General features: G+C 38.2%; 12 protein-coding genes. 4 read left to right on the top strand and 8 right to left on the bottom strand.

The features are described 5' to 3' along the window. Positions 1-19: 19 nt before the first annotated feature. From ACUN24_RS00060 to rpmB, 5 genes are all read right to left on the bottom strand, one after another. A complete protein-coding gene (locus ACUN24_RS00060) occupies positions 20-394 on the bottom strand; it encodes a GxxExxY protein (protein ID WP_445560718.1) in 375 nt (124 codons plus the stop codon). 98 nt (positions 395-492) lie between these two features. Continuing rightward, positions 493-1,455, bottom strand: a complete 963-nt coding sequence (gene ftsY, locus ACUN24_RS00055; protein WP_315420303.1) for a signal recognition particle-docking protein FtsY — start codon at positions 1,453-1,455, stop codon at positions 493-495. Positions 1,456-1,539: 84 nt separating this feature from the next. After that, positions 1,540-1,695 carry a DUF4295 domain-containing protein gene (locus ACUN24_RS00050; protein ID WP_010599808.1) on the bottom strand — a complete coding sequence of 52 codons (156 nt, stop codon included), beginning with the start codon at positions 1,693-1,695 and terminating at the stop codon, positions 1,540-1,542. Positions 1,696-1,780: 85 nt separating this feature from the next. Further along, entirely contained in the window at positions 1,781-1,963 is a 183-nt protein-coding gene (rpmG, locus tag ACUN24_RS00045) for a 50S ribosomal protein L33 (protein WP_010599807.1), read from the bottom strand. A 44-nt stretch (positions 1,964-2,007) separates the two neighbouring features. Continuing rightward, on the bottom strand, positions 2,008-2,241 hold the full coding sequence (gene rpmB / locus ACUN24_RS00040; RefSeq protein WP_025145121.1) for a 50S ribosomal protein L28: 234 nt from the start codon (positions 2,239-2,241) through the stop codon (positions 2,008-2,010). A gap of 301 nt (positions 2,242-2,542) precedes the next feature. On the opposite strand from rpmB, the gene acs reads away from it, so the two are divergent. Then, complete coding sequence (gene acs / locus ACUN24_RS00035) at positions 2,543-4,438, top strand: acetate--CoA ligase (protein WP_445560717.1); 1,896 nt, start codon at positions 2,543-2,545, stop codon at positions 4,436-4,438. Positions 4,439-4,509: 71 nt separating this feature from the next. Here acs and ACUN24_RS00030 read toward each other — a convergent pair whose 3' ends face one another. Together ACUN24_RS00030 and ACUN24_RS00025 are read right to left on the bottom strand one after the other, a co-directional pair. After that, positions 4,510-5,877: a RagB/SusD family nutrient uptake outer membrane protein gene (locus ACUN24_RS00030; protein WP_445560716.1), complete on the bottom strand. Its 1,368-nt coding sequence runs from the start codon at positions 5,875-5,877 to the stop codon at positions 4,510-4,512. Positions 5,878-5,889: 12 nt separating this feature from the next. Continuing rightward, the gene (locus tag ACUN24_RS00025; protein ID WP_445560715.1) at positions 5,890-8,898 is read right to left on the bottom strand and encodes a SusC/RagA family TonB-linked outer membrane protein; all 3,009 of its coding nucleotides are present in this window, start codon (positions 8,896-8,898) and stop codon (positions 5,890-5,892) included. Between the two features lie 199 nt (positions 8,899-9,097). Between ACUN24_RS00025 and ACUN24_RS00020 the strand changes: the two genes are divergently transcribed. Both ACUN24_RS00020 and ACUN24_RS00015 read left to right on the top strand, forming a co-directional pair. Further along, positions 9,098-9,283: a CsbD family protein gene (locus ACUN24_RS00020; RefSeq protein WP_121283788.1), complete on the top strand. Its 186-nt coding sequence runs from the start codon at positions 9,098-9,100 to the stop codon at positions 9,281-9,283. Positions 9,284-9,350: 67 nt separating this feature from the next. Further along, positions 9,351-10,400, top strand: a complete 1,050-nt coding sequence (locus tag ACUN24_RS00015) for a glycoside hydrolase family 130 protein (protein WP_445560714.1) — start codon at positions 9,351-9,353, stop codon at positions 10,398-10,400. A 410-nt stretch (positions 10,401-10,810) separates the two neighbouring features. On the opposite strand, the gene ACUN24_RS00010 is transcribed toward ACUN24_RS00015, so the two are convergent. Then, positions 10,811-13,744 carry a M16 family metallopeptidase gene (locus tag ACUN24_RS00010; protein WP_445560713.1) on the bottom strand — a complete coding sequence of 978 codons (2,934 nt, stop codon included), beginning with the start codon at positions 13,742-13,744 and terminating at the stop codon, positions 10,811-10,813. A gap of 221 nt (positions 13,745-13,965) precedes the next feature. Between ACUN24_RS00010 and surE the strand changes: the two genes are divergently transcribed. Then, positions 13,966-14,614, top strand: a 649-nt coding sequence (gene surE / locus ACUN24_RS00005; RefSeq protein WP_445560712.1) for a 5'/3'-nucleotidase SurE, incomplete at its 3' end; no start/stop codon positions are given.

The raw sequence follows: 14,614 nt of genomic DNA, 5'->3' as shown, positions 1-14,614 counted from the left end.
ATGTGGAAATTTTAATGGATCAAACGGATATTCTCCTGACCTCGCAACTTGTGTTGCCAAAGTTAATCAATAATCCTGTTTTAATTTTGCTGGCTTTCAAATAAGAGATAAGCTGATTTTGGAATAATTTGGGCTGATAACCAGTTATAGACTTTAACTCAACAATTACTTGTTGTTCTACTACAAGGTCACATCTAAATTTGCCAATAATCTGGTCTTCAAATATTATAATAAACTCTTTTTCTGTCTCAAAATTTAGCTTGGCCTGCCGAAGTTTAATTTTGAGAGCATTGACATATATCCTCTCCAGAAAGCCTGGTCCTAACTGATTATATACATCATAGCAACAACCAATTATAATCCCTGTAAGCTCATGATTTTCATACTCTTTCATTACTGAAATTAATAAAAATCTGTGTGATCCACTAATCTGTGTAATCACCCACGAAGTGAACCTGCAGCTAAATCTTTAGTGGAATCAACCACGAAGTGTTATTTAAACAAACTATTCACAAACTCTTTCTTGTCAAAAAGCTGTAAATCGCCTATTTTTTCTCCTACACCTATATATTTAACAGGAATTCTGAATTGATCGGAAATTCCGATTACCACACCACCTTTTGCTGTTCCATCTAATTTGGTAATGGCCAATGCATTCACATCTGTAGCTTCAGTAAACTGTTTACACTGTTCGAAAGCATTTTGTCCGGTCGAGGCATCCAATACCAGTAAAATTTCATGTGGTGCGCCTGGTACTACCTTCTGCATTACCTGTTTAATTTTGCCCAGCTCGTTCATCAAGCCGATTTTGTTGTGTAAACGGCCAGCGGTATCGATAATCACTACATCTTCGCCATTGGCTACGGCAGATTGTAAGGTGTCAAAAGCAACTGAGGCAGGATCAGATCCCATAGGCTGCGCTACCACCCTTACGCCAACGCGTTCGCCCCAAAGTTTAATCTGGTCAACGGCTGCAGCCCTAAAGGTATCGGCCGCACCAAGAACAACCTTAAGCCCCGATTCTTTAAGTTTATGCGACAGCTTCCCAATGGTAGTGGTTTTACCAACACCATTTACACCAACCACCATAATTACATAGGGTTTATGGTCGCCATATTCGAACTGGCGGAAATCGTTACTGTTGTTTTCTGATAACAGCAGTTGGATCTCATCACGCAGGATAAAATTTAGCTCCGAGGTATTGAGGTATTTATCTTTGGCAACACGTTCTTCGATCCGTTTGATAATTTTTAAGGTGGTGCTTACGCCTACATCAGAAGTAACCAAAACCTCTTCCAGATTATCGAGTACTTCATCATCAACAGAAGATTTTCCTGCTACAGCTTTGGTAATTTTGTTAAAGAAACCGTCTTTAGTTTTCTCTAAACCTTTATCCAGTGCTTCCTGAGCTTCAGGAGCAGTTTCTTTCTTTTTGAAAAAATCGAATAAACCCATATCTAAATTTTTATATAACAAAAAAAGCCCTTCCGGTTAAAACGGAACGGCCTTTAATATTTTTAATATTAAAAAATATTAACCTTATTTAGATGCAATAGCATCTTTTACGTGGTCGTTGTGTACGATAAGTTCTTTGAATGAGTAAGCACCAGTTTTTGGTGATTTTACCATTGTAATTACTTTCGAATATTCTTTACCTGTACCTGTTTTAAGGGTTGCAACTACTTTCTTTGCCATGTTCTTATAATTTTAATGATCGAATTAGAGAATGTTAGAATGAGAGAATTTTTTAACTCAATCATCCAATCAATCTATCATTCAATTATTTTATCTCTTTATGTACGGTTACTTTTCTCAATACTGGATTGAATTTTTTCAATTCTAATCTCTCAGTAGTGTTTTTACGGTTTTTGGTAGAAATATATCTAGACATACCTGGCATGCCACTTTCTTTATGTTCAGTACATTCTAAAATAACCTGAACTCTGTTACCTTTTTTTGCCATTTTAATATAAATTGAAAACTGTTAATCTCAACAGTTAATGTTTTTTACAAAAATCCTTTTTTTACGAAACGGTTAATTGCTTCGCTAATGCCCACTTTATTGATGGTTTTAATCGCTGAAGTAGAAACTTTCAACGTAATCCAACGGTTTTCTTCAGGAATATAAAATTTCTGAAGTTGTAGGTTTGGGTAAAATTTGCGTTTGGTTTTAACGTTTGAGTGAGAAACGTTGTTACCTACCATTGCTTTTTTTCCTGTTAAATCACAAACTCTTGACATGACTTGTAAATATAGTTGTTAATATCGTCCGCTTAATTTTTTTAAGAGTGTGCAAATATCTGAATAATAATTGTAAACAGCAATAGCCTAGCTAATTATTTTTATAATTATTATTGAATAAGTGGAGAAGGTTTGTGTAATGGTTGTTAATGACCGATATTAAAATCTTCAGATCTTACCTGAATTAAAAATAAATATTCCAAATCAAACGTTTGATATTCATTTTGATACGATTAGGCTATTTCTCCTTATTATTATTTATTTAAATTAGCCCCACTAATCCAATACATAAGAACGAGCAATGCAAATTACATCTTTCAAGCAATACGAAGAAGATTATAAAAAAAGCGTAGAAAACCCTGAGCAGTTTTGGGGCGAAGTGGCGCAGAACTTTCAGTGGCGCAAGCCCTGGTTTAAGGTATTATCCTGGAACTTTAACGAACCAAATATCAAGTGGTTTGAAGGTGCTAAACTTAACATTACCGAAAATTGTTTAGACCGGCACCTGGCTACCAATGGAGATAAACCAGCCATTGTTTGGGAACCCAATAACCCGGAAGAAGAAAGTGTTACTTATACTTATAAAATGTTGCATGAGCGTGTTTGCCGTTTTGCCAACGTTTTAAAACGTAATGGTGCTAAAAAGGGCGACCGTATTTGTATTTACATGCCTATGGTGCCTGAACTCGCTATTGCTGTTTTGGCCTGTGCCCGGATTGGTGCTGTTCACTCAGTAATTTTTGGTGGATTTTCTGCTAAATCAATCGCCGACAGGATTAACGATTCGCAGTGTAAAGTAGTGATTACGGCTGATGGTGCTTATCGTGGCAACAAGCAAATTCCCTTAAAAGATGTAATTGACGATGCCTTAATTGGCTGTCCAACGGTAGAAAAATGTATTGTATTAACCCATGTTCGCACACCTGTTTCCATGCTGAAAGGAAGAGATGTATGGTGGGAAGATGAAGTTAAACACGTAAATGATATCTGCGAAGCAGAAGAAATGGATGCAGAAGATATGCTCTTCATTCTGTATACTTCTGGTTCTACAGGCAAACCTAAAGGTGTGGTGCATACCTGTGGAGGTTATATGGTTTATGCGGGTTATACCTTCTCTAATGTGTTTAATTACCAGCCTGGTGAGGTTTATTTTTGTACAGCCGATATTGGTTGGATCACCGGTCACTCTTATATTGTTTACGGGCCGCTTTCGCAAGGTGCAACCTCTGTACTTTTCGAAGGGATCCCGACTTACCCAAGCCCTTCCCGTTTTTGGGATATTGTAGAAAAACACAAAGTAAATACCTTATACACTGCACCTACAGCCATCCGTTCTTTAATGAGTTTTGGCGAGGAGCCATTAAATGGTAAAGATTTAAGCTCAATCCGCGTTTTAGGCTCGGTAGGAGAGCCGATTAATGAAGAGGCATGGCATTGGTTCGATGAGAAAATCGGGCACGGTAAAGCGCCTATTGTTGATACCTGGTGGCAAACGGAAACCGGAGGCATTATGATTTCGCCTATTGCTACCGTAACACCAACCAAACCTAGCTTTGCCACATTGCCTTTGCCAGGTATCCAACCAATTTTGGTGGATGAAAACGGAAATGAAATTGAAGGGAATGGTGTAATGGGAAATCTTTGTATTAAATTCCCCTGGCCAGGCATGTTGCGTACCACTTATGGCGACCATGAGCGTTGTAAACAAACTTATTTTTCTACTTACGAAAATTTATATTTTACCGGCGATGGCTGTTTACGTGATGAAGATGGTTATTATCGGATTACTGGTCGTGTAGATGATGTATTAAATGTTTCGGGGCATCGTATTGGTACTGCAGAGGTAGAAAATGCCATTAACATGCATGCGGGTGTGGTAGAAAGCGCTGTTGTGGGTTATCCGCACGATGTAAAAGGGCAGGGCATTTATGCTTTTGTCATTTACCCTGAAATGCATGGCGAAGCAGAATTATCGAAAAAAGATATATTACAAACGGTTACCCGCGTAATTGGTGCGATAGCCAAGCCTGATAAAATATTGTTTGTTTCTGGTTTACCCAAAACACGTTCGGGCAAAATTATGCGCAGGATTCTGCGTAAAATTGCTGAAGGAGATACAGCTAATTTAGGCGATACTTCTACGCTGCTTGATCCAGGCGTGGTAGAAGAAATTATTGAAGCTGCTAAGAAGCTTTAATAACTTATCATATTTAACGAGAAAGCCTCCAGATGTAAATCGGGAGGCTTTCTCATTTATAAGGGTTGGGGCTAGTAGCCTGGATTTTGCTTTAATGCTTTATTCACATTTATTTCACGGTCTGGAATCGGGAATACCAATTTAGGGTTATCATAGGCAAAGGTTCCGATTGAACGTTTGGTACGTTTATAATCGTGAAGCCTGAAACCTTCATAATCAAGTTCTTTTTCGCGTTCATTTAAGATAATATCGAGAGTTGGAACAACATCTCCTAATCCGGCCCTGGTTCTTAAGGTATTAATATCGTCAGCTGGTGTAGCTCCAATATCAGTACCTAACCTGAAATTACACTCTGCCCTGATGAGGTATTGCTCTGTAACCCTGCAAACAGGTATATTATCATAAAAGCTGTACCATTTTTTAGTAAAAAGCCCATTTTTGGCACCAGTACCATCATAAATCATTTCAGTTTGCCTTTTATCACCTGTTTCGAAGGTGTTATAAAAATCTTCATTAACTAAGGCTTCAGCTCTTCCTACATCCCCACCTGTACTGTTTTGATAACTGGCATAAAAAGTGGCTAATCCATCATTTGATGTTCCGGCATTACTTTGCTCATTTTGTCTGATTTCGAAAATTCCTTCACTTGAATTTTTTGTTCTAAAAGGTGCTTCAAGCGAATTGGTAATTAAGTGATATGGACTATTGGTAATAATATCATCGGCCACATCCCTTGCTAAAGCATACTTGCCTTCCTGTAGGTAAACCCTGGCCAGAAAAGCTTTGGCTGCATATTGATCATCAACTGAGGCCAATTTCGTTATGGCTGATTTTAAATCATTTTCTACTGCAACATAGACCTCGGCAACCGTATTCCTCGCAACTAAATTATTTACATCATCTATTGTTTTAACTGCCTTTGTAATAATCGGAACGCCTAAGTTTGTATTAGCACCAGATGCATCATAAGGCAAAGCGTACAATCTTACCAGTTCAAAATGCATAATCCCCCTAATAAATAAAGCTTTCCCTTCTATTACACTTTTTGTATCTGCATCACTTACCACATTTAGTGCCGAAAGCACGATGTTGGCGGTGTTAATTGCGCTGTAAGCGGTTACCCAAGTTCGGGTGACATCGGCATTATTTGATACAATTTTTTTGTCGGCAATGTCTTCGTAAGTAGAAAAAGTCCCCCGCCAGGTTAGATAATCATCGCTTGCATAAAGGTCTGGTAAAAAGACAAGATTTGTTCCGTATAGGTCGCCAGTAGCCAAAAAGGTATAGGCACCTGTTAAGGCATTTTGAACATCTGCTGTTGTGTTTAGTGCCACACCAGCATCTATATTTTGTTTAGGATCTATTTCTAATTGTTTTTTACAGCCTGATGCGCTTAGAACAATAAGAAATGCAGCTAATATATTTTTGTAATTTTTCATATTCTAATGTTTTTATAAGCCAATGTTTACACCGAAAGTAATGGTCCTTGCTTGTGGTGGGGTATAAAAATCGTGACCAAGTTGAATGTTATCAGACTGGAGCGAGCCACCACTCGGGGTATTTACCTCCGGATCGTAACCTTTATAACCAGTTATGGTAAATAGGTTAAGTGCAGATGCGTATATCCTTACATTTTGTAATTTATACTTACTTATAAAGGCTTTGGGAATATTATAGCCCAAGGTTACACTCTTTATCCTCATATAAGACCCATCTTGTATCCATCTGGATGACGAGCCTGTTCCATTTCCTTTACCAAACCTTGGTTGTGGGATGGTGGTGATGGTGTTGGTAGGTGTCCAATAGTTTAACTGATCAATGGTTTGGTTATCAAAATAATCGCCGTTTGCTGATTGGAAAGGACCTGCCATATTATAAATATCATTACCAGAAACAAATTGCGACTGAATATCCAGATCGAAATTTTTAAAAGAGAAATGATTGCCAAAGCCACCATAGAATTTAGGGTTTGGATCGCCCAACTTTTGGTTTTGTGCAAGGGCATAGTCATTGGTTGTTGCCGTTCTTGATGCATCAACAAAATAAAGGGCATCACCATTGGCCGGATCTACGCCTGCATAAGCTTTGCCATAAAAGTAACCCAGTGGCTCTCCAACAGCAATTCTACCTAAAAATCTTCCTCCGGGATAAATAGGTTGGTCATCAACCAAACGTAAAACCTTATTTCTGTTGAGTGAGATATTAAAAGAGGTAGACCATTTAAACTCCCCGACAAAATTTCTGGTATTTAAGGAGAATTCAAAACCCTTGTTTTGCATATCGCCAATGTTCCTCGTAATGGTTGAAAAACCATTTGTTGCGGCAATTGGTGCATTTAGCAGTAAATCGGTCGTTTTCTTTTTGTAATATTCAACTGTACCCGAAATCCGGTCTGAGAATAAACCAAAATCTAAACCTATATTATAATTGGTTGTATTTTCCCAGCTTAAATTCGGATCGCCTAACTGGCTCGGACGTGTACCACCTACACCAGCGTAGTTAACCCCACGATATAAATTTCTGGAAGCAAAATCGCCAATTTCTGCATTACCCGTTAAACCATAACTTCCCCTAAGTTTTAATACACTTAACCAGCTACTCGATTTTAAAAACTCTTCCTGGTTAATAATCCAGCCAGCCGAAACTGCCGGGAAAGTTCCATACCTGTTGTTTACACCAAACCTTGATGAACCATCCGTTCTTATTGATGCACTTAGCAGGTATTTCTCTTCATATTTATAATTTACCCTAGCCAGATACGAAACAAAAGTGTGCCTTGTTTCTGAAGATTCACCCGCAGAAATTACTGCTGCACTTGCAATCTTAGTAAAACTGTCTGACGGTAGAGTAGTTCCCGTTACAGATGAGTACCTGAACTTCGTATCTTGAAAGGCGAAACCAGCCAATACATTCAGGTTATGTTTTTCGTTAAATGTTTTGGTGTAATTAAGGGTGTTGTTTGTATTGAAGTTTATAGATTTGGCCATATAATCAGAAGAATAGCCTCCTGTGCTACCTCCGTCCTGTGTTTTTGATCCTAAAAACTGTTCTTCTTCTAAATTGTTAAAATCAAAACCATACTCACTTCTAAAAACTAAATCGGGTGTGATTTTTAAACTTGCATAAGCATTGGCAAAAGTTCTGTACGTGGTTGATAAATTTTTACCATTATCATAATCAATTAAGCTGTTATAATAAACAGTAGAACCATTTAATTGACCTGATGCATCACGTACAGGCTGAATTGGTGGCAAGGCATTTAATTGTAATGGATTAGAGAAGGCATTATCAGTAGGAATACGGTAGTTATCTACTTTAGAGATATTAACTGATCCTCCAACATCTAAAATTTTCGAAACAGTATGGTCTACACTTAAGCGACCACCAGTACGTACATAACGGTTGCTCACTATAATTCCATCATTATTATTATAGTTCCCGGAGAGCATAAACCTGGTTTTTGCATCTCCGCCATTAATATTTAAGTTGTATTGTTGCGTATGTCCTTTTCTAAAAGCTTCGTTTACCCAACTGGTATTATTGTTGCTCGTCCAGTCATCTGTGCCTGTATAATCTTTCCACATTTCTGCAGCATTGGCATAGTCTCCATTGTCATAGTTGTTGTACTTAAATGAAGCATCTAATAATTGACGGTATTGGTCAGCATTTAAAAATTCGCCCTTTTTGGTTGGATCGCTAAACCCTGCATAATAGCCAAAATCGATATTGGTTCTTCCTTCCTTGCCTTTTTTAGTTGTAATCAGCACAACCCCGTTCGATCCTCTTGCCCCATAAATTGCTGCAGATGCTGCGTCTTTTAAAACTTCCATCGATTCTATATCATCAGGGCTAATGGCCGCAAGCGGGTTATCCGCTTCAGTATAGGTTCCCAATGCTTCACTTACTATGGGCACGCCATCAATAACAAATAAAGGTTGGTTACTTGCCGAAATAGAGGAGATACCCCTTACCCGGATTTGAAGCGCCTGGCCCAGTTTACCACTACCAGAGTTGATAAATACCCCTGGCGCTTTACCTTGTAAAGCACTTTCTATAGTTGTTAGGGGTTTGTCTTTCAAATCGGCTGCGGTAACTCTTGCTATTGATCCCGTCACATCCCGCTTATTCTGCGTGCCATATCCCACCACCACCACGTCTGATAGCGTATTGTTTTCCTCATCGAGGTTTACATTAACGGTCTGCCCGGTAATGGGTACCTCTTTGGTTTTGTAACCGATAAAGCTGAAAACGAGCGTTTTTGCATCGTCTGCAACCATTAACTTAAAGGCTCCTGAGGCATCACTCTGCGTGCCATTAGCTGGTAAGCCTTTTACAAATACACTAACACCCGGAATTGGTCCAGAGGCTGACGTAACTTTCCCGGTAATTACCTTGCCTTGTGCGAAAGCAAACGAAATTATACCGAGAGACAAAAGCATACTAAAGAGTAGTTTTTTCATCAAATTAAGGAGTTTAGTTTATAATATGTATAGTTTGTTGAAATGATTTTTTAAGGTACTTAAAAATATCTTTAAAACCTTGTAGAGTAAAGCAAAATCTGGACGTTATTTGGTTTTATCAGCTCAAAGCAAAACAAAAAAGCGGCGATAACTGTTATAGATTTAGAAATTAGAATATTTTATCATAAAAAATACGAGCATGGATAAGTTAGAATTAAAAGGAAAGTGGAACGAAATAAAAGGTAAGGTTAAACAAGCGTATGGCGATTTAACCGATGATGATTTAAAACATGAAGAAGGTCAAGACGATGAATTGTTAGGCAAGTTGCAACAAAAAACCGGCAAGGGAAGAGATGAACTTGTAAAATGGATCAATTCATTATAACATCAATTTTATTAATCATAAACAGGCGGTCAATTTGGTCGCCTGTTTTGCTTTAAAAACATTTTATATGCCCGATATTGCAAGAAGATTTCCCGAAAACCCAATTTTATGTCCAAAAGATCTAAATTCCAGTAGGGCAGGGCTGGAGATCGTTTGTCTTTTAAATCCGGGGGTTTTTACATTCGAGGATAAAACATGGCTGCTCATACGGGTTGCCGAAAGACCTGAGCAAAGCACAGGTATTATTTCTTTCCCTGTATTAAAAGATAGTGGAATTGAAATTATAGCCATAGCAGAAAATCATCCCGATCTGGATGCTGGAGATCCACGGGTGATCAATTATCAGGGAGCTGATTATTTAACCACACTATCCCATTTAATGCTCGTTTGCAGTGATGATGGTGTGCATTTTTACCAACCAGCTGGTTATCCTTTATTACAGGGTGAGGGAGAAGACGAAACGTTTGGCATTGAAGATTGCCGTGTATCCTTAATCAATAACACCTACTATTTAACCTTTACTTCAGTATCTGCGCATGGGGTAGGCGTTGGGTTAAGAACCACAAAAGATTGGAAGCGTTTTGAGAAACACGGCATGATTATCCCACCGCATAATAAAGACTGCGCCATATTTGAAGAATGTATTAACGGTAAATTTTATGCTTTACACCGCCCTAGTAGTGTGGCGCTGGGCGGTAATTATATCTGGCTGGCCGAATCTCCCGATGGAATCCATTGGGGCAAACACAAATGTATTATTAAAACCAGGCCTAACCACTGGGATAGTGCCCGTGTGGGCGCCGGTGCAGCACCCATAAAAACCGCAGAAGGATGGCTCGAAATCTACCACGGTGCAAACGATAAACATCAATATTGCCTGGGTGCTTTTTTAATGGATTTAAATGATCCATCAAAAGTGTTAGCCAGAACCGAAGAGCCGATTATGGTACCAAAAGAAGATTATGAACTACACGGTTTTTTTGGCGAGGTGGTGTTTACCAACGGCCACATTGTTAATGGTGATGAACTAATCATTTACTACGGAGCCGCTGATGAGTTTGTTTGCGGGGCTAAATTTTCGGTGAAAGAGATTTTGAGTAACTTGAAATATGCTTAGCTGTTAATTACGAATGGGATGGTTTTTGTATGATTTACAGCCCTAAATAGTCACACAAACCTCGTTTTTAAACCAGATTGAAGGGGAGATCCTTTTTTGCGGCCTGGCCGTTTAGGTATTGGGCAAAAAAGATCGGATCGGAAAGCTGGAAGAAATGCTAATAAACCTACGGAACACTGCTTTCCCCAACCTTTATTGATAATAAATATTCATCTCTAAATTCATGGCGAAACATCTTTGAGCTAGCATTGGTATTTGACATTTCAATTTATTTGAACGATTAACCTCTAAACAAACTATTTTACCTAAATAAAAAAAGCGATCCCCGTTTCCGGGAATCGCTTGTAATTTTAGTTTTATGGCAACTGGGGTTTTACCTTAAACCTTCCGCCTTCAAACCTTCAATCTTGTTAGTATCCAAAAATCTGCTCTAAGCTCAATTTAGTCACCGGACCAAATTTGGCTAAATCGGCCATGTTGATTTTTTTCTCTGACGCAACAACACAATAGCTGTATGGCTTGCCCGAAAGGTTGTTTTGATGGAATGATTTTATATCAGCAAAAGTAAGCGGTTTCAGGTTTGCATATTCATCAATCCTTGAATCGTGATCGAAACCTAATTTTTTATCCGCAAGATAACTGTAAATGATATCGTCTTTAGTAATACGACTGGTTTCTAAGCCATTTAATGAGTTGGACTTAGAAAGTGCGAATGATTTGTCAGACTCTGGTAAAGTGGTCAATAACTCATTCATGCCTGCTACCGCCTCATTCATTTTATCGGCTTGCGTACCTACATAAGCAATAATTGTATTTTCTTTATCCTTACTCTTAGGTGAAGAATATACCGCAAAAGTAGAATAAGCTAAGGCTTTAGATTCGCGGATGGTTTGGAATACTACTGAACCCATGCCCCCACCGAAATAATTGTTAAATAAAGCAATTTTTGCAGCGTTGGCCGGATCGTACAAGCCGCCATTGCGTACCCAACGGATTTCAGCCTGTACCATATCATAATCGGCAAAGTATACTTTGTTCGAATCGGTTTTGGTATACACAAATTTCTTAAGCGGTGCAGCATCAGTAAATTCTTTTGCCAAAGGATGTGCCTTTACAATATCAGCAGAAAATGCAGGCAATGTTTTAGGGCCGTAATAGGTAATGGTGTGTTTGTAATTGGTAAGGTTGTGTAAGATGTAAATCAAATCTTCCGATTTCATGTTTTTGATCTCATCATTGGTTAATCCGTAATTAAAAGGATTATCTGCACCATACTGTGCATAACTCATTAAACCACTTAGAATTGACGATTTATTTAATTTGTTGTTATCTCTTGATTTTAACAAACGGCCTTTTAAATCTTCTAAAGCTTTTTCATTTGGTTTGCAATGTGCTAAAACATCTTCAAGTAACGCCACCGCTTTATCAAAATTCTCTTGTAAACCGGTGATGGAAACGATAGTTACATCAGTACCTACATTAATGCTGTAGCTACAGGCAATATTATAGAATGCTTTGCTAATATCTTCTGCAGAATATTTATCAGTACTTAAAAAAGATAGGTATTGCGCAGCATAAGGCAGCAATTTGTAGTTGTAAGAACCTAGGTCAAAACGGTATCCCATACGGAAAATACCATTTTCGGTATTTTGTATGGCAATTACATCGGCAATACCTGCTTTACCAAAATTAAGGTCTTTGGTATAATCTAAAAACTTAGGTGCGATCGGTTTTACCGGAGCATCAATAATGTTTTTGGTAAATGGCGAAACTTCGTTAGCATTGGTTTTTACTGCTGTAATTGTAGGTTTTTCTACTTTAAGGATGCCTTTGTCTTCGCCTTTATGTTTTAAGATAACAGCATAGTTATTAATGAAAAACTTGTTGGCAAAATCTACAATTTCCTTTTTGGTTACTTTGGCCATGGCATCGGTTGATGCTAAGGTTTTATCCCATTCTGTGCCACGGTTTTGGATAAAGGCAGTCATTGCAAAATCTGCGCGAACGTCGTTATTGTCAAAACTTTGTAGTTCGGCCAATTTAATGTTGGCAACGGTTGCTTTGATCAGGCTTTCGTCGAACTCGCCTTTTTTAAGCAATTCTACCTGCTCTAATAATAATTTCTGGGCATCTTGTAAACTTTGTCCGGCTTTAGGAGAACCAGATAAAATGAAGATTCCGTAATCTTTCATGGAGTTATAACCAGCACCTGCACGCAACATTTTTTGTTGCTGGTTGATGTTGATATCCATTAAACCCGCTTTGCCATTAGATAAAATGCTTCCGATTAAATCTAAAAGTAAACTTTGGTGGGTATTTTGGGCAAAGCCCCGGTAAGCAATATATAAGTTTTCGGCACTCGGACCGTAAATATCAACTGTTTGCACCTGGGTTAATGGTTTTTCTGGCGCAGGGTTGTAAAGTGCAAATGGTTTAGGAACCATGTAAGCAAAATCTTTATCGATTTTTTTAATTAAATCATCATAATTAATATCACCACTCATAATTAAGGCCATATTATTAGGCACATAATATTTGTTGTAATATTTTCTGATTTCGACTAACGATGGGTTTTTTAAATGTTCAACAGTACCAATGGTGGTCTGTTGGCCGTAGTTATGTGTTGGAAACAATGCATATAACATTTTTTCATACATTTTACGACCATCGTTATCCATGCCGATGTTTTTCTCTTCGTAAACAGCTTCTAATTCGGTATGGAAGATGCGGAAAACAGGAGCACGGAAACGCTCAGCCTGCACAGCCAGGAATTTATCAATAGCATTTGATGGAAGGTCTTCTTCGTAAACGGTTTCTTCTACAGCGGTATGCGCGTTGGTAGAGTTACTTCCGATCGACTTCATCATTTTATCGTATTCGTTTGCGATAGAATAATTAGAAGCTTCGCCCGATGTTTTGTCTATTTCTTTATAAATCTCCTTACGTTTGGCCGGATCGGTAGTTTTGATGTATGTTTCGTAAAGTGCTTCGATCTTATCTAAAAGTGGTTTCTCTTTGGCATAATTTAGTGTTCCGAATTTATCTGTTCCTTTAAATAAAAGGTGCTCTAAGTAATGTGCCAAACCGGTATTGGTGCGCGGATCGGTATTACTGCCCGCTCTTACCGCCATTTTGTAAGTAATATTTGGCTCCTTGTTGTTTTGAGATAAAATTACAGTTAAGCCGTTTTTTAACGTATAAAACCGTGTTTTGGTTGGATCGTTGGTCACGTACTTGTAGGTAAAGCCACCAGAAGTTCCTGTTTTCCATTGGTAGGTTGTTTGCGCCTTCGCTAAAGAACCTGTAATAAGAAAACAAGCCAAAGTAAATAGTTTAAATTTCATTGAATTGTTTTTGGTTTATGATCATGAATATGTGCCTGTGGTTTAAGTATGATCTCAAATACAGTATTCATTTTTAATAAGTTATTTGTTCAAATATAAATGCTTTGTGGCAGGGAAAGAAATAATTTTGATTTCTAAACTAAAAAGCCAGGGATAAATGGTTTTAGTATATAAACCGTGGTTTATTGTGCCTTGAATTTATAATCTGTATTTTTACAGACATGACAAAGCAGGGCACAAAACCAAATATTTTAGTTGTAAATGATGATGGGATTACAGCTACAGGGATAAAAAATTTAATGGAAGTAATGCAGGAGCTGGGCAATGTGGTGGTGGTGGCACCAGACAGCCCTCAAAGTGGAATGGGCCATGCCATTACGATAGGTAAACCGATCCGTTTTGATAAGGTTGATCTTTATGCAGGCGTAGAAATGTATAAATGCAGCGGTACCCCGGTTGATTGCGTTAAAATTGCCGTAAATAAGATTTTTAAAGGTAAAAAACCTGATTTATGTGTGTCAGGAATTAACCATGGATTAAATAATTCGATTAATGTACTTTATTCGGGTACCATGTCTGCCGCGGTAGAGGGTGCAATAGAAAGAATTCCATCTATAGGTTTCTCTCTCGATGATTTTGCTGCCGATGCCGATTTCAGTTATACCAAAAAATACATTAAAAATATCTGTGAGCAGGTTTTAGCGAATGGTTTACCTGAAGGTACGCTCTTAAATGTGAATTTCCCGAAAGGCGACAACCTAAAAGGTGTTAAGATTTGCCGCCAGGCCAATGCCAAATGGATGGAAGAATTTGATGAGCGGACAGATCCTTACAAACGCCCGTATTATTGGCTAACGGGTGTTTTCGAAA

It is taken from the genome of Pedobacter sp. WC2501 (genome assembly GCF_052682415.1).
The sequence above is the reverse complement of the archived record's forward strand: the minus strand, read 5'-3'. Positions and strand labels throughout refer to the sequence as shown.